Below are 16,176 nucleotides of genomic sequence, written 5' to 3' on the forward strand. Positions count from 1 at the left end.
ACCACAAGAACCCTCAGGATCTTCCCAATGAATCCCCTCATGAGTCTCGTCGGGATGGCTTCGCTCATCCTCATTGCCGTGGCGCTGTCGTCGAATCGACGCGCCATTCGCCTGCGCACCGTGGGTGGTGCCTTTGCCATCCAGCTGGCCATCGGCGCCTTCGTGCTCTACACCTCCTTCGGTCAGGGAGTGCTGGCCGGTGTCTCCGGTGCCGTCAGTCAGGTGGTCAACTATGCCGATCAGGGCATCAACTTCCTGTTTGGCAGCCTGGCCAATCCGGGCAGTGGTGTCGGCTTCATCTTCGCGGTCAAGGTGTTGCCGATCATCATCTTCTTCTCGTCGCTGATCGCGGTGCTCTACTACCTCGGCATCATGCAGTGGGTGATTCGCCTGCTGGGCGGCGGCCTGCAGCGTGTGCTGGGCACGTCGCGTACCGAGTCGCTCTCGGCCACGGCCAACATCTTCGTCGGTCAGACCGAGGCGCCGCTGGTGGTCAAGCCGTATCTGGCCAGCATGACGCGCTCCGAGCTGTTCGCCGTGATGTGCGGTGGCCTGGCCTCCGTCGCCGGCTCGGTGCTGGGCGGCTATGCGGCGCTGGGCATTCCGATGGAGTACCTGGTGGCGGCATCGTTCATGGCAGCGCCCGGCGGGCTGCTGTTCGCCAAGCTGCTGTTCCCGGAGACGGAGAAGCCGGACGACTCGATCGCACTCGCCGATGCCGCCCTCAAGGATGATGATGCGCCCTCCAATGTGCTGGACGCTGCGGCCTCCGGTGCGTCTTCCGGCCTCAAGCTGGCGGCCAATGTCGGGGCGATGCTGCTGGCCTTCATCGCGCTGATCGGCCTGATCAACGGCATTCTCGGCGGCGTGGGTGGCTGGTTCGGCATGGACACGCTGAGTCTCGACATGATTCTCGGCTGGTTGTTCGCGCCGCTGGCCTTCCTGCTGGGCGTGCCGTGGAGCGAGGCGACCCTGGCGGGTTCCTTCATCGGCCAGAAGCTGGTGGTGAACGAGTTCGTCGCCTACATCAATCTGGCGCCCTACCTCAGCGGTGACAGCATCGTCGCGGCCACCGGCGCGGTGATGACGCCCTACACCATGGCAGTGCTGTCCTTCGCGCTGTGTGGCTTCGCCAATCTGTCGTCGATCGCCATCCTGCTGGGGGGGCTGGGCAGCCTGGCACCGACACGCCGTCATGAGATCGCAAGCCTGGGGCTCAAGGCGGTACTCGCCGGCACGCTGTCCAATCTGATGTCGGCGGCGATTGCCGGTTTCTTCCTGGCGCTGGCGGCCTGATGCATTCCTCGCTCTCCGCCCGGTCAGTCGACGGGAGCCATCCTGCCGGCATGCGCCGGGCGGCAAGCGAGGAAACATCGGGATGTCAGCTCGGGGAAGCCGGGAGTGGCAAGGTGCTTGGCGAGAGTGTGAAAAGGTTCACATTGTCGTCGATGGCACGTTGATCATCCCCGAAATGTCGCTCTGTCGTTTTTGCGAGGAAGTGCTAACATCGCCGCCTTTCCAGACTGGGCCCCGTGCGAGTTTCACTCCCGCGCCTTCGTCGGACTTCATAGCGACAAGACCCGCTCAGCGGGCAAGACCACAAGAATTCGAACAGTCTCAACATTCAGGACAGGATCGTTACGCGATGACCATGCTCAAGACCCTCGCGGCCAGCACTCTGGCTGCCACCACGCTGCTGACCGCTGCAGCACCGGCGCAGGCCACTGACTTCAATGGCGATATCCACGCCAATGATTACAAGTGGCTGACCTTCAACCTGATGCGCAGTGAAGACAACCGCCTGCCGTTCCGCAACAGCGAAGATACCTACCTGGAGATGGAGTTCGGCGGCCGCTCGGGCATCGTCGATCTCTACGGGTATGTCGACTTCTTCGACCTGCTGGACGACAGCTCCGATGACCTGAACGACGGCGACAACTTCTTCGCCAAGCTGGCGCCGCGCTTCTCGCTGGACGCCATGACCGGTTATGACCTGTCGTTCGGCCCGGTGGATGAGCTCTACATCGCCACCGTCACCAACATCGGTGACAACGGCGCATTCGGCGGTCTGTGGGAGCACTACGTCGGCCTGGGCAGCGATGTGCAGGTGCCGTGGTTCGGCAAGATGGGCTTCAACCTCTACGCGCGTTACGTGCGTGAGAACTACGGCGGTGAAGACGAGAGCAAGTGGGACGGCTACATGGCCTCCACCAACTGGTTCAAGCCGTTCGTCAACTTCGATGATGGCAGTTTCATCGCCTATCAGGGCTACCTGGACTACAAGTTCGATGCCGACGAAGTGGGCAGCCAGGCGGGCCGCAGCGTCAACAGCATGGAGTGGTTCAACGGCATCTACTACCACACCCAGCGCTATGCGATCGGCTATGGCCTGAAGTACTACAACAACATGGCGTTCTTCACCGATGGCTCCACTGCCACCGGTGTTCGCCAGGACACCACCGGCTTCGGCAACTACTTCAGCATCAACTACAAGTTCTGATCACCGCTTCGCTCTCGCTGAGCGACCGGCGCTAAAACAGAAACGGGAAGCCCCTCAGGGCTTCCCGTTTTTCGTCTGGCTGCTGTGGCATCTGACACCTGGAAGCTGGCATCCGGCATCCGGTGATCAGCGGAACTCCACCTCGGTGACTTCCACGCGCACCAGCTGGCGTGACCACTCACCCTCCGGCAGCGAGACGCGCACTTCGCGGCTATCGCGTGTCTGGCCGGGGCGCAGGTAGGTCTGGGGCAGGCGATATTCACCGACCCACAGCGGCACCTCACGCGTCGCGAGCAGATGGCCATCATCGGCATACAGGCGCAGTCTGGCCTGCACGCCGATGACACTCTGGCCGGCCGTGTTGTCGAGGCTGAACTGCAGAAGCGCCTCGTCATCCTCTTCGCTCACCGAGGACAGGCGCGCGACCAGACCATCGCGGTGGCCTTCACTCAACAGCCGCGGATTGGCCAGCGCGCTGCTGTTGAGGCGTGACGCGCTGTCAGGCGCTGCGTTGCCGGCACTGGTAGAGGCCGCACCGGCTGATGGTGAGGCCGAGTCGCCAGCCGGAGCGACCGCCGCCGTCACCGGCACGGCCGTCGAGGTCGGCACCAGCGCGCTGCCAGCGCCAGTTTCCACGGACGGTCGTGTGGCCGGGGCGGAAGCGGCCTGTACCTCATCCAGCTGATATTCCCAGCTGTGGTCCGGCTTGAGCAGGATCTTGACGCCACTGTCGAGCGTCACGGTGACTGGCTGGCTGATCGGCAGGCTATCGGCCAGCGCCAGCGGACTTGCGCTGGCTGCCAGCAGCAGTGCGGTCGCCAGGCGCAGTCGTGGGCGCAGATTCATCGTCATGCCAGCTCCTCAGGCAGTGATGCGTTCGACGCCACTTTCGCGTCCCACCAGCAGCACATCGGCACCGCGTGCCGCGAACAGGCCGTTGGTGACAACACCGACGATGGCATTGATGCGCGCTTCCATGGCGATCGGGTCCTCGATCAGGAAGTTGTAGCAATCGAGGATGCGGTTGCCGTTGTCGGTCAGCACGCCATCGCGGTAGACCGGGTCTGCGCCCAGCTTGACCAGCTCACGCGCGACATAGGAGCGCGCCATCGGGATGACTTCCACCGGCAGCGGGAAGCCGCCGAGAATATCCACCTGCTTGGAGCCATCGGCGATGCACACGAAGCGCTCGGCGCAGGCCGCGACGATCTTCTCGCGGGTCAGCGCGGCGCCGCCGCCCTTGATCATCGCCAGGCGCGGGTCGATCTCGTCGGCACCATCCACGTAGACCGGCACGGTGCCGACATGGTTGAGTTCGAAGACGTCGATGCCATGGCCCTTGAGGCGCTCGGCCGTGGCTTCGGAGCTGGCGACGGCGCCGGCGAAGTCGTGACGCACTTCCGCCAGCGCATCGATGAACAGATTGGCCGTCGAACCGGTGCCGACGCCGATGATGGTGTCGCGGCTCAGCAGTGGGCGAATCTCGTCAAGGGCGGCGCGGGCCACGGCCTGCTTCAGCTCATCCTGGGTCATGTGATACCTCGGGTCGGTGGGGCGGTGGTGAAAGTGGGCATTGGCGCGGTCTTCCCCGTGTGGCCAGCAGTTTACCGCCGGCAGGCACTGGAAAACGGCTTGACGTGAAGCGCAACGCCGGAAAACGCCACATTATAACGGCAAACCCGGCGATGGCGCTGGACGCTCTCGCCAGCGGTCTGATAACAATGGGGGTTCGGTCGCGCTCATGCGGCCCGCGCTGTGACACATCAGGACATTCCTATAATGCTCGAACATTACGTCAAGAAAATCCTGTCGGCTCGTGTCTACGAAGCCGCCCATGAAACTCCGCTCTCGCCGGCACCCTTGTTGTCGCGTCGTTTCGGCAATCACATCTTCATCAAGCGTGAAGACCTGCAGCCTGTCTATTCCTTCAAGATTCGCGGCGCCTACAACAAGATGGCCCAGCTGACGGATGAACAGAAGGCGTGTGGCGTGATTGCGGCCTCGGCCGGCAATCATGCGCAGGGCCTGGCGATGGCGGCCAAGCTGATGGGCGTCAAGGCAGTGATCGTGATGCCGCGCATTACGCCGGAAATCAAGGTGCAGGCCGTGCGCGAGCGCGGCGCGCGGGTGATTCTCAAGGGCGACGCCTTCCCCGAGGCGCTGGCCCACGCGCGTACCCTGATGGATGAGCACGGCTATACCTTCATCCCGCCCTATGACGACCCGGATGTCATTGCCGGCCAGGGCACCGTCGGCATGGAAATCCTGCGTCAGCATCCCGGCAAGATCGATGCGATCTTCGTGCCGGTCGGGGGCGGTGGCCTGATCGCCGGTGTCGCGGCCTACGTGAAGTACCTGCGCCCCGAGATTCGCGTCATCGGGGTCGAGGCGGAAGATGCCGCCTGCCTCAAGGCAGCCATGGAAGCCGGTGAGCGGGTGGTGCTGGACCAGGTCGGCGTGTTCGCCGAGGGCGTGGCGGTCGCGCAGATCGGCGCGGCACCGTTCGAGCTCATCCAGCACACCGTCGATGAGGTCATCACCGTCAATACCGACGAGATGTGTGCAGCGGTCAAGGATATCTTCGAGGATACGCGTGCCGTCTCCGAAACCAGTGGCGCACTGTCTCTGGCGGGCCTCAAGAAATATGTCCAGCAGTCAGGCGCGGAAGGGGAGACGCTGGTGTGCATCAACTCCGGCGCCAACACCAACTTCGATCGCCTGCAGCACATTGCCGAGCGCACCGAGCTGGGCGAGCAGCGTGAGGCGATTCTGGCCGTGACGCTGCCGGAGCGCCCGGGGGCCTACAAGCAGTTCTGCAAGGTGATCGGCAAGCGCATGGTAACCGAGTTCAACTATCGCTATGCCAATCCGGAGGAAGCGCATGTCTTCGTCGGCGTGCAGGTCAAGCCGGGCGGTGAAGACCGCGCTGCTGTGGTCGAGAAGCTGCGTGAGGCGGGCTATGCGGTGGAAGACCTGACCGACAACGAACTGGCCAAGCTGCACACGCGTCATCTGGTCGGTGGGCGCACGACCAGCGATCTCGAGGAAGAGGTCTATCGTTTCGAATTCCCGGAGCGCCCTGGCGCCCTGATGAATTTCCTCACCCACCTGCCGGCGGACTGGAATATCTCGCTGTTCCACTACCGTAACCACGGCGCGTCGCATGGCCGGGTGTTGATCGGCATGCAGATCCCCAATGGCGACCGCGCGCGGGTCGAGGAATATTTTAATGAGATCGGCTATCGCTTCTGGAAAGAGAGTGACAATCCCGCCTATCGCCTGTTTCTGTCCTGAGCGAGGCAAGCGATGGGGCGATGATGGCTATATGAGTCATTTGCGTTGAAGGCGGCGAGCTGAGGCGCAGCTCATCATGCTTCATTGGTCATATTCGTGGAAAGAAAAGCCCCGGCCTTCGCGTGGAAGGTCGGGGCTTTTTCATGCGTATCCGGCGGGCATGCCGCAGGAAATTCCACATTCCATGCCGAGCGCGAAAAAGAACAGTGTTTTTGACGAAAGTACTTGTCGGCTGGGGCGAGCAGACATCAAAAGCTGCGTGGAAAAGCGTCCATTCAAACGATTGCATGGTGATTGTCATACAGAAGTCAGATGCCTATCATCTGGTCACTGTCAGGAAGACAGTCATCGACAACCGTCACGCGAAAGCCACTGACGATATAAGAAGAAGCCCGCTCTCATGAAACGTAAGCCCGATCTGGTCATGGCCCTGGTATTCATCTTCGGGATTGGTGTAGTGGCAACCGGCTACGCCCAGACCGTAATGGGTTCCTGAATCCTGCGCTGCTGCCCTCACCGGCGGTAGCGGTGCTGCTGGCGTCAGTCTCTCTGGCGCCACGCACCCATGTCATGACCCTCCTGCCAGGCTTTCCAGCGTTTCTGCTCCCCGCTTTCCAGTTCCCCGACTCCCCTTAAGCTTGCCCCCGGCTGGCTTCACTGCGTTGCTGCTTCGCCTCCTCACAGATAGCCCCTTTCTGCCTGCTTTCACCCTCGTGCTCCGTCGTGTTGTGGTCGTTTCGCGGTCGTGCCATCGATCTCGTCACAAAGCCCAGCGCCTCATTCAGGGCGGGCAGGGCGCACGACTTCGCGATCACTGACGATGGCGTCCAGCGGGACATCCCAGGGCTGTACCGGCAGGGCGGGGACCTTCTGACAGTGGTGGGCGAGGCCGATCAACAGCGGCCGTGGGCCGGGACGGCGGGTAAAGGCGAAGCTGCGATCGTAGAAGCCGCCGCCCATGCCGATGCGAGCCCCGCGCCCATCGAAGCCGACCAGTGGCATCAAGACGACATCCAGCGCCCAGGCAGGCAGGCGCCGCGCCCTGGAAGCCCCATGACGGGTGTCCGGTTCGGCGATGCCGAAGCGGTTGCTGACCAGGGGTGTCTGATCGTCGTAGCGCACGAACCATAGCGAATTGGCCGCGAACGGACGCAGTACCGGCAGATAGACCTTCGCCCCTCGTCGCTGCAGCCAATCGCACAGGCGCGTGGCATCGATCTCGCCATCGTAGGGCAGATACAGGGCGACGTGGCGGGCGCGCAACAGTTCCGGCAGCCGTTTCAGCTGACGCAGGAGCGCATCTTCGGCTTGCAGACGAATGGCAGGTGGTAGCTGACGGCGGCGTTGGCGCAGCAGACGGCGAAGCGCACGGCGGTCGGCCTGAGGGTGATCGAGCTCGCTGGGCAGTGCCCAGAGCGTGGTATCGAGTGCTGCAGAAGGGAGTGGCGAGCGTGGGCTCGCGGGTGCGGCATAGACCGCGGGGGGCTTGCGCATGCCTGACAATCTCCGTCAGACAGGGTTCTCCAAGGTGCCGGTGTTACCGGGGGCCCTTGAACCCAGCGGTTCAAGGTGGGTAGTCCCGCGCAGCGCATCAGGCGTTCCGACGCACGGACATGCACACAGCACTGCGCAGTGGACTCCCTGGGAATAGCTTATAAGCTCGAGGGACATCGGCAACTGTCGTACACCCCAGAGAACTCATTCAGTCTACCAAACCCCGCCTGCCTGCCCAAGGGCTAATCCTGTCGGGAACAATCTGTTGCCTGAATGTATCAGTTGTTTGATTCTGAAGCGTTTTTGCGCTCAGCGGCGCGCGCCTTCGCCTGATCGGCATAGTCGGCTGGCAGCTGACTGAGCGCGGCATCCAGTTGACGGTCCAGCGCGGTGAGGCGAGTCTCGAAGTCGCGCTGCAGGGCGCGCTCGCTGTCACGGCTGTTGATCAACTCATGCGAGATATTGAGCGCTGCCATCAGGGCGACCTTGTCGGCGCTGATGGTGTTGCCGCGTTGCTGGATGCCTTGCATGGCGAGATCCAGATAAGCCGCCGCACGGGTCAGGCCATCTTCCTCGCCGGGCTGACAGCTGACGGTATAGCTGCGGCCGAGCAGGCTGATCTCGGTGGTATTGCGTGGGGTGGCGGAATCGCTCATGTAGATCCTCTCGGGCCTTGTCCGGCGTCATCCAGATTGATGCCGACGTCCTGCTGTCAGTGCGTCACCGTCGCAGTCAGGACGGCAAGCCAGAAGGAGGGCCAGTGCGGTAAGATGGGGGCATTCTCGAGCCACTATAGAGAGCCGCTTCTGGAGGGTCAACGCGCCGCGCGGCGCGGCTGCCTTGTGCTGCAGCACATCCTTCAGATGCCATTCTCCCGCTACAGAACCACTTCTCACTGACTCAATGGGGCCGCATCATGGCGATCATCAACGATACCTTCGACTTCTCGCTCGTCGCAGACCACTTCCTGGCTCACGGCAGCCTCAACAATCCCTCCTTCCTCGATGGTCAGCTGGTGGCCGCACTGGCGCTGGATGACATCAGTGCCGAGGATTGGCTGGCGCGCGTCTGCGCCTCGCTGGGGGTCGAGCAACCGGCCACGCGTGAGGCCGGTGAAGTCTTCCTCACCTGGCGCACGCGCAATCAGGAGCGCCTGGCCGCCAGCGAGATGAGCTTCGAGCCGCTGCTGCCGGATGACATGTTCTCGCTGGCCGAACGTGGTCAAAGCCTGCGCGAATGGACGCTGGGCTTCCAGGAAGAGCTGGCCGGTGCCGATGACGATGTCCGCAGTGGCTGGAGTCAGGCGCTCAAGGATGCGCTGAGCGATGTCGAAGCCATCTCGAGTGGCCTCGCCAACGCCGAAGACCTCGACGACGACAACGCCGAGGACGAGGCCGACCTGTTCGCGCTGGCTGACCATGTGCGCATGGCGGCCTTGCTGCTGTATACCGAGCAGCACCCGGGCAACCCGGACGTCGAGAAGCCCAGCGATGACCAGCTGCCGGAAGGCGGTCTCGAGGGCAGCCTCGGCGTCAGCTCGCGTACCGATACCCACTGAAACGATGGTCACCCACCGCTTGCGCCGCATCTGATGCAAGGCTGGTACAAGAGGGCGGGTGACCCCATCTACAGCATCACGCCTGTTTGTCACTCGAACGCGCCATGCCCGGCGGGTTCTCGACGGAGATTGCCATGACTGCCCCAGCCATCCTGCCCGCACCTGCTGCCCTGACGGCAGAGGATTTTCGTGCACGCCGCCAGCGCCTGATCGCGCAGCTGCCGCAGGGGGCTGCCGCATTGGTGGTCTCGTCGGGCCTGGCCCAGCGCAACCGCGACAGTGAATACAGCTTCCGTCAGAACAGCGACTTCCACTATCTGACCGGCTGGCCGGAACCCGAGGCCGCCTTGCTGTTGCTGCCCGGGCGCGCCGAAGGGGAGAGCGTGCTGTTCTGTCAGGAGAAGGACCCGCTGGCCGAAGCCTGGACCGGCATCCGCATCGGCGCCCAGGGGGCCGTCGCCACGGCAGGCTTCGATCAGGCCTTCACCAATGAGGCCCGTGATGAGGTGATGGCCAGCCTGCTGGATGGCCGCGAGCGTCTCTATGTGCTGTTCGAGGATGATGAAGCCCTGGCGCTGGCTCAAGCGCTGCGCGATGAGCTGGCCGCCGCGGTGCGTCGCGGAGCACGGCCGCCGGCCGCCTTCGAGGATCTCGCGCCGCTGCTGCATGAGCAGCGCCTGATCAAGGATGAGCGTGAGCTGGCACTGATGCGTCACGCCGCCGAGATTTCCGCGCGCGCGCATGTGCGTGCGATGCAGATCAGCCGTCCCGGCCTGCACGAGTATCATCTGCAGGCCGAGATCGAGCATGAATTCCAGTGGCAGGGGGCGCCGGCCCCGGCCTACACCAGCATCGTCGGGGCGGGTGTGAATGCCTGTGTACTCCACTACATCGAGAATCGCGCGCCGCTGGAGGATGGTCAGCTGGTGCTGATCGATGCCGGCGCCGAGTACGCCCTGTATGCCGGTGACATCACGCGTACCTTCCCGGTCAATGGCCGCTTCAGTGAGCCGCAGCGCCGTCTGTACGAGATCGTGCTCAAGGCGCAGGAGCGCGCGGTAGCCGCCGTGGCACCGGGTGCAACGTTGGTGGGCATTCACCAACAGGTCGTGCATGACCTGACCACGGGGCTGGTCGAGCTGGGCCTGTTGCAGGGGGAGGTCGAGGAATTGATCAGCAGCGATGCCTACCGTCGCTTCTATCTGCACTCCACCTCGCACTGGCTGGGGCTGGATGTGCACGATGTTGGCAGCTATCGCGAAGCGGGTGAGCCGCGTCCGCTGGTGCCGGGCATGGTGCTGACCATCGAGCCGGGTCTCTACATTCCGCAGGACGGCGACATTCCCCTTGAGTATCGCGGGATCGGCATTCGCATCGAGGACGACGTCGCAGTGACTGCCGCGGGCCACGAGGTGTTGAGTCATGGCGTGCCCAAGTCCGTCGAGGCCATCGAGGCGCTGATGCGCGCGGAGGCCTGACGCCATGAGTGAGCCTGAAGCCATGAGCGGGCGTGATGCCGAACACTTCGACATCGTGATCATCGGCGGCGGCCTGGTGGGCGCCAGTCTGGCCTGCGCGCTGGCACCGCTGATGGCGCGTGTGGCCGACGAGAAGGGCCGTGAGGCAGCAGCGTTGCGTGTCGCCGTGATCGAGGCCAATGAGCTGCCCGCGGCGACGGCAGACGCCCAGCGCTTCCAGCCCAGTTTCGATGCACGTGCCAGCGCCATCGCGGCGGGCTCACGCCAGCGGTTCACCGCCTTCGGGGTCTGGGAGGCGATGTGTGAGCACGCCACGCCGATTCGCACCATCCATGTCAGTGAGCGCGGCCACCTGGGCGCGACACGCATGCGGGCCTCAGAACTCGAGGTAGCCGCGCTCGGCCACGTGATTCCCAATGCCTGGATGGGTCAGGTGCTGCATCGCCAGCTGGCTGAGCTGCCGCTGGCCTGGTATTGCCCGGCGCGGGTGGCAGAAATCGCTGTCACGGCGCAAGGCCATCGCCTCACGCTTGAGGATGGTCGTCTGATTGAGGCTGAGCTGACCGTGCTGGCGGATGGCGGTCGCTCCGGACTCAAGGAGCGCCTCGGTATCCACAGTGCGGCGCAGGACTATGAGCAGCATGCCTTGATCGCCACGGTGGAGATGAGCCAGCCTCACCAGGGAGTCGCCTACGAGCGCTTCACCAGCGAAGGCCCGATGGCGCTGCTGCCGCTGGCCGGCAAGCGCATGGAGCTGGTGTGGACACGCTCCCCCGCGGACACGGAAAGCCTGATGGCGCTGCCTGACAGCGACTTTCTGCAGGCACTGCAGCGCGCCTTCGGTGAACGCGCCGGGCGCTTTCGCCGCGTCGGGCAACGCCACTCCTATCCGCTGTCGTTGGTGCGTGCCAGCGAAGGCACGCGTCCCGGCCTTGCGGTGCTCGGCAACGCCGCCCACGCCCTGCACCCGGTGGCAGGGCAGGGCTTCAATCTGGCGCTGCGCGGCGTGACCGACCTGGTCGCGGCCATCGAGGCGGGCCTGACGCGTGGCGAGTCGCCGGGGGCCGCCAGTGTGCTGAGTGACTTCGAGGAACGGCGCGGCGCGGATCGCGACAATGTGGTGCTGTTCAGCGATGGCCTGATCCGCCTGTTCGGGGTCGAGAGTCGCTGGCTGGGGCATGCACGGGCAGCGGGCCTGATCGGGCTCAATCTTGTCTCGCCGCTCAAGCGCCTGTTGGCCAGACGCTCGATGGGCATTGAGCGCTGAGATTGGTGGGCAATCACTGACTTGGCTCGTGGGCAGAGCCTCGCAGGCAGGGCGTCACTGACAGCGCCTCACTGACAGCGCCTTGGTGTCGAGCCACGAGATTGGTCTTCGAGATCAGGCTACGAGACAGAACTACGAGACTGAACTACGAGACAGGGAGCAGGCATGAAGGACGGTCGATCAGCAGGTAGCGCACATGACGCCGATGTCGCCATCGTCGGTGCCGGTATCGTCGGTGCCACCCTGGCGCTGCTGCTGGGGCAGGCGGGACTGCGGGTCATGCTGGTCGAGGGGCGTGAGTCCGCGACCCGCTGGCAACCTGATAGCGCCCCCGAGCCACGGGTGAGTGCATTGACGCCGGTCTCTCAGCAGCTGTTGAGCGGTCTGGGTGTGTGGCCGACGATCGCCGCCAGTCGCCTGATGCCCTATACCGGCATGCAGGTGTGGGACGCGGAGGGCAATGGCGAGATCCAGTTCAGCGCCGAGGACAGTGGCGTGCCGGTGCTGGGGCATATCGTCGAGAATCGGGCCACGCTCGCCGCGCTGGAGCAGGCCATCGATGCCTGCCCGGCGATCACGCGCTGCTTCGGGGCGCGTGTGGCAGGCATGGCACTCCCATGCTCGGGTGCTATGTCAGTAGTGAGTGCTTACCAGCTCGATACGGCGGAAGCGACCAGCCTGACGTTGACCGATGGCCGGACAGTCACCGCGGCGCTGGTGGTCGCGGCGGATGGTGCGCGCTCACGGCTACGCGAGCTGGCCGGGATCGCCACGCGGGAACACGACACCGGCCAGGTCGCGCTGGTGGCCACGGTGCGCACCGAACTCGCGCATCAGGCCGTCGCGCGTCAGCGCTTCCTGCCGACCGGGCCGCTGGCCTTCCTGCCACTGGCCGTCAATGATGCCCTGGCTCAGCCGGCCGAGGGAGCCTCGGCTGCAGAGCGGCATTGCTCCATCGTGTGGTCGACCACGCCAGAAGAGGCCGAGCGCCTGCTGGCACTGTCACCGGCGGCATTCTGTAGTGAGCTGGAAGACGCCTTTGAAGGTCAGCTCGGCGCCATCGAATGGGCGAGTGAGCGCTTCAGTTTCCCGCTGCATCAGCGCCACGCCGAAGACTATGTGCTGCCGGGGCTGGCGCTGGTGGGGGATGCTGCGCATGCCATTCACCCGCTGGCAGGCCAGGGCGTCAATCTGGGCTTGATGGATGTGGCGGTGTTGGCGGACGAGCTGCTGGCAGGACATCGCCGCGGGGTGGCGCTTGGCGACGAGCGCTGGCTGGCGCGCTATCGCCGCCGGCGTCGCAGCGACAATGCCATGATGCTCAAGATGATGGATGGCTTCCGGCTGTTGTTCGGCAGCCGTCAGCCGGGCGTGCGGCTGCTGCGCAACTTCGGGCTTGGTTTCGTCGACGGCCAGGGCGAGTTGAAGCGCATCCTGATGCGTCAGGCGATGGGGCAGCGGGGTGAGTTGCCCGCCAGCTGCAAGCCGTAACAAGAGTGAAGGTGATGTAGTACCTGGCCTGCCGGGTATGTGAGTGCCTACCATCATTTCTTGGGCGCAGGATTGGCCGATCGCCGCCACACAGCGCTATATATCTCCATACAAGTGCGCATGTCATGCCCCCTGCAACGACAAGGCCCCGCCAGATGGCGGGGCCTTGTCGTTGTGGCCTGATGATCGGCAGGTCATGGCGTGATGCTTACTCGTCGCTTGTGGGCACGGTGGCCTTGAGCGCCGCGCTGCGCCCCAGCACGTTCATGCCCTTGAGCAGATTGAGCGCCTCACCCAGCTGATAGTCACTTTCCGCCACCACCGGGCTGTCGGGCGCCTTGCTGCTGGCGGACTCGCTGGCGGCGTTGGCATTGTCGAGGCGCCCGTCGAGGTCTGCCTCGCGCACACTGAAGTCACGCCGCGTGTCGCGCTCGAGGCGGCCTCGCACGACCTCGACATCCGGGCGAATGCCCTCGGCCTGGATCGAACGTCCGCTGGGCGTGAAGTAGAGCGCGGTGGTCAGCTTGAGCCCATCGCCATTGCCCAGCGGCATCACCGTCTGGACCGAGCCCTTGCCGAAGCTGTCGGTGCCCATGATGATGGCGCGGTGTTGATCCTGCAGCGCGCCGGACACGATTTCCGCGGCCGAGGCCGTGCCGCCATTGATCAGCACCACCAGCGGGGTGTCGCCCGCGGGGGTAGCGGGCTTGGCCGAGAAGGACAGCTCGCTGTCGGGCAGGCGGCCTTCGGTGTAGACGATGCGGCCGCTGGACAGGAACAGGTCACTGATCTCGACGGCGGCCGAGAGAAGCCCGCCGGGGTTGTTGCGCAGATCCAGCACCAGCCCCTTGAGCGGCTCGCCATCGTTGTCTTCCCGCAGTCTGGCCAGCGCCGTGTGGGCCTCGTCACCGGTCGCGCTCTGGAACTGGCTGATGCGCAGATAGCCATAGCCCGGGTCCAGCAGGCGCTGACTGACGCTGCTGCTCTTGATGATGGCGCGCTCCAGCACCACTTCGCGCGGCATGTCGGCGCCCTCGGACAGAATCAGCAGCCGAATGCGAGAGCCTGCCTCACCGCGCATCAACTTGACCGACTCCGACATCGACAGGCCGTCCAGCGGTGTATTGTCGATCTTGAGGATGACGTCTCGCGGCTGCAGGCCCGCGCGCGCCGCCGGGGTGTCGTCGATGGGGGCGATGACGGTCAGCTGGCCATCGTCGCCGGTGCCGACCTCGATACCGATGCCGCCAAACTCGCCATCGGTATTCTCGCGCAGGTCCTGCCAGTCTTCCTGATCCAGATAGGCGGAGTGCGGGTCCAGCCCTTCGAGCATGCCGCGCATGGCATTCTTGAGCAGCGTGCGATCATCGACCTGATCGACGTAGGTGCGCTTGATGCGCTCGAAGACCTCGGCGAAGGTGCGCAGCTCATCCAGCGGCAGGTCCGTGCCCTGACGGGCATCCTGAGCGCTGTCGGCCGGTGAGGTGACATCTTCTGCACTGGCCGGCAGTCCGCCGCCCAGCAGGGCAAGGCTCAGCGGCACGCTGACCGCCAGCTGACGCAGGCGGCGCGGGGCAGGACGGAACGGCGACATTGCAGACATGCGATTTCCTTCTCGACGGATACTGACTCGACTGGTACCGAAATGCGCTGAGCGCCGGGGCCGGATGTCGAGGCATGGCAGGGGGGGAACACCGCCCAGCATGCTCGCAGTCACAGGCTACTGCGAGCATATCCCGCGCGAGTGCCTGGCGACTAGCCCGCTGGCTAGCGGTGGCATTCAGCGCTGGCTGACAATCAGACGATGCGCGAGGTGCCGCTGCCAGGCACTTCAGCGGCGCGAGAGCCAGCGACTCGGGTCTGTCGGCTGACCGCTGCGGCGCACTTCGAAATAGAGCGCCGGGCCATCACGCCCGCCGCTGCTGCCGACACTGCCCAGCTGCTGGCCACGTGACAGGCTGTCGCCCGGGCCTACGCTGAAGCTTGCCAGGTGGGCGTAGAGCGTCAGCACGTTGTCACCGTGATCGAGTATCAGCAGGTTGCCATAGCCACGCATCCAGTCCGCGAAGACCACGCGACCGGCGTGCGGCGCCGTGACGGCGGTGCCCTGAGTCGCGCGAATCAACACGCCATCACGGTTGACGCCCTCGCCACGCCCATAGGCGGAGATCACCTTGCCCGGCGCCGGCCAATCCATCTTGCCCATCGCACGCGTGATGCGGGTCTTGGGTGGCGGCGCGCTCTTGATCGACTTGAGGCGCTTCTCGAGGGTCTGGATCAGCTGATTGGCATGTGCGCGGTCCTGGTCCAGTTCGGCGATCTTCGCCTCATGGCTGGCATAGCGCGCATCCAGCTTGCGCAGCAGGGCGGCGCGTTCATTCTGTTGCGCGATCAGCTGACTGGCCTGCCGCTTGAGTCCTGCCTGCACGTCATCCAGGCGTGTCTGGCGGGCCAGCAGTTGTGCGCGGGTGTCGGCCAGTGACTGGTTCAGCTCGGCCAGGCGCTCCAGTGCCGCACGCCGTGATTCGCTCAGGTGGTTCAGATAGACCTGCAGGCGCTCAAGACGTGCGGGATCATCCTGATTGAGCAGCAATTTCAGTTCAGGCTGACGACCGAGGCGATAGAGGGCGGCCATCTCTTCGGCGACCGCCGCCTTCTGGGCCGTCTGCTGCTGACTGAGGGCTTCACGCTTGCGCGTCAGTGCCACCAGCTGCTGCTTGATGTCATCGCGCTCATCCTCGAGCTTGCCGGTCTGCTGGCGCGTGGCGTTGAGCTGGCGTTCGATCTTCTCCAGCCCGTTGCGCGTGTCGCTGCGCCGCGCTGCCGTGGCCTTGAGCTCGCCCTGCATCGCCTGGATCTCGCGCTTGAGGCGCTTGAGGTCTTCCTGGGAGGCCTGCTTCTTCTGGGTCAGGGTGGCGGTGTCGTCAGCGGCCTGCGCGGTGGTAGCCACCACGGGGCCGAGTGCCAGCGGGGCGAGACTCAGCAGCCAGGCAGACAGCACAACGCCGGAGACTCGGCTCCGGCGCTTGAAGATTCGGGGGCGGTCGCCCTGCCCGAGCGGCTTGCTCGGGCAGGGCGAGAGGCACGACGCACC

13 protein-coding genes and 1 other RNA gene are annotated in these 16,176 nt (G+C 64.6%); 7 read left to right on the forward strand and 7 right to left on the reverse strand.

All coding sequences use genetic code 11. From position 1 onward, the window contains the following. The first annotated feature begins 27 nt into the window (after window positions 1-27). Both R1T44_RS01640 and R1T44_RS01645 read left to right on the forward strand, forming a co-directional pair. The gene (locus R1T44_RS01640; RefSeq protein ID WP_043331634.1) at window positions 28-1,296 is read left to right on the forward strand and encodes a NupC/NupG family nucleoside CNT transporter; all 1,269 of its coding nucleotides are present in this window, start codon (window positions 28-30) and stop codon (window positions 1,294-1,296) included. A gap of 349 nt (window positions 1,297-1,645) precedes the next feature. After that, entirely contained in the window at window positions 1,646-2,500 is an 855-nt protein-coding gene (locus tag R1T44_RS01645) for an outer membrane protein OmpK (protein WP_082388693.1), read from the forward strand. Between the two features lie 126 nt (window positions 2,501-2,626). Here R1T44_RS01645 and R1T44_RS01650 read toward each other — a convergent pair whose 3' ends face one another. Next, window positions 2,627-3,352, reverse strand: a complete 726-nt coding sequence (locus R1T44_RS01650; RefSeq protein WP_317292455.1) for a DUF3157 family protein — start codon at window positions 3,350-3,352, stop codon at window positions 2,627-2,629. 9 nt (window positions 3,353-3,361) lie between these two features. Further along, window positions 3,362-4,033 carry a ribose-5-phosphate isomerase RpiA gene (rpiA, locus tag R1T44_RS01655; protein ID WP_054556388.1) on the reverse strand — a complete coding sequence of 224 codons (672 nt, stop codon included), beginning with the start codon at window positions 4,031-4,033 and terminating at the stop codon, window positions 3,362-3,364. Window positions 4,034-4,270: 237 nt separating this feature from the next. Between rpiA and ilvA the strand changes: the two genes are divergently transcribed. Next, entirely contained in the window at window positions 4,271-5,794 is a 1,524-nt protein-coding gene (gene ilvA / locus R1T44_RS01660; RefSeq protein WP_263643043.1) for a threonine ammonia-lyase, biosynthetic, read from the forward strand. 777 nt (window positions 5,795-6,571) lie between these two features. Here ilvA and R1T44_RS01665 read toward each other — a convergent pair. The 3 genes from R1T44_RS01665 to R1T44_RS01675 all read right to left on the reverse strand — a co-directional run bounded on the left by R1T44_RS01665 (window position 6,572) and on the right by R1T44_RS01675 (window position 7,944). Next, complete coding sequence (locus R1T44_RS01665; protein ID WP_317292456.1) at window positions 6,572-7,288, reverse strand: 5-formyltetrahydrofolate cyclo-ligase; 717 nt, start codon at window positions 7,286-7,288, stop codon at window positions 6,572-6,574. A 22-nt stretch (window positions 7,289-7,310) separates the two neighbouring features. Further along, a non-coding RNA gene (ssrS, locus tag R1T44_RS01670) (6S RNA) lies at window positions 7,311-7,493 on the reverse strand. 73 nt (window positions 7,494-7,566) lie between these two features. Then, a complete protein-coding gene (locus R1T44_RS01675) occupies window positions 7,567-7,944 on the reverse strand; it encodes a cell division protein ZapA (RefSeq protein ID WP_064503224.1) in 378 nt (125 codons plus the stop codon). 260 nt (window positions 7,945-8,204) lie between these two features. Between R1T44_RS01675 and R1T44_RS01680 the strand changes: the two genes are divergently transcribed. From R1T44_RS01680 to R1T44_RS01695, 4 genes are all read left to right on the forward strand, one after another. Then, on the forward strand, window positions 8,205-8,846 hold the full coding sequence (locus R1T44_RS01680) for a UPF0149 family protein (protein ID WP_064503223.1): 642 nt from the start codon (window positions 8,205-8,207) through the stop codon (window positions 8,844-8,846). Window positions 8,847-8,980: 134 nt separating this feature from the next. Beyond that, window positions 8,981-10,324, forward strand: a complete 1,344-nt coding sequence (pepP, locus tag R1T44_RS01685) for a Xaa-Pro aminopeptidase (RefSeq protein ID WP_317292457.1) — start codon at window positions 8,981-8,983, stop codon at window positions 10,322-10,324. Between the two features lie 4 nt (window positions 10,325-10,328). Continuing rightward, window positions 10,329-11,591, forward strand: a complete 1,263-nt coding sequence (gene ubiH / locus R1T44_RS01690) for a 2-octaprenyl-6-methoxyphenyl hydroxylase (protein WP_317292458.1) — start codon at window positions 10,329-10,331, stop codon at window positions 11,589-11,591. Window positions 11,592-11,756: 165 nt separating this feature from the next. Next, window positions 11,757-13,082, forward strand: a complete 1,326-nt coding sequence (locus R1T44_RS01695) for a UbiH/UbiF/VisC/COQ6 family ubiquinone biosynthesis hydroxylase (protein ID WP_317292459.1) — start codon at window positions 11,757-11,759, stop codon at window positions 13,080-13,082. A 208-nt stretch (window positions 13,083-13,290) separates the two neighbouring features. Here the strand turns inward: R1T44_RS01695 and R1T44_RS01700 are convergent, their stop codons facing one another. Together R1T44_RS01700 and R1T44_RS01705 are read right to left on the reverse strand one after the other, a co-directional pair. Next, window positions 13,291-14,676 (reverse strand): S41 family peptidase, encoded by a 1,386-nt coding sequence (locus R1T44_RS01700; protein ID WP_394805769.1) that lies wholly within the window; start codon window positions 14,674-14,676, stop codon window positions 13,291-13,293. A 237-nt stretch (window positions 14,677-14,913) separates the two neighbouring features. After that, a complete protein-coding gene (locus R1T44_RS01705; protein ID WP_043331626.1) occupies window positions 14,914-16,083 on the reverse strand; it encodes a murein hydrolase activator EnvC family protein in 1,170 nt (389 codons plus the stop codon). Window positions 16,084-16,176: the final 93 nt, after the last annotated feature.

Origin of the sequence: Cobetia amphilecti, from assembly GCF_032923285.1 — a bacterium.
In the GTDB taxonomy this organism is placed as follows: Bacteria; Pseudomonadota; Gammaproteobacteria; order Pseudomonadales; family Halomonadaceae; genus Cobetia; species Cobetia amphilecti.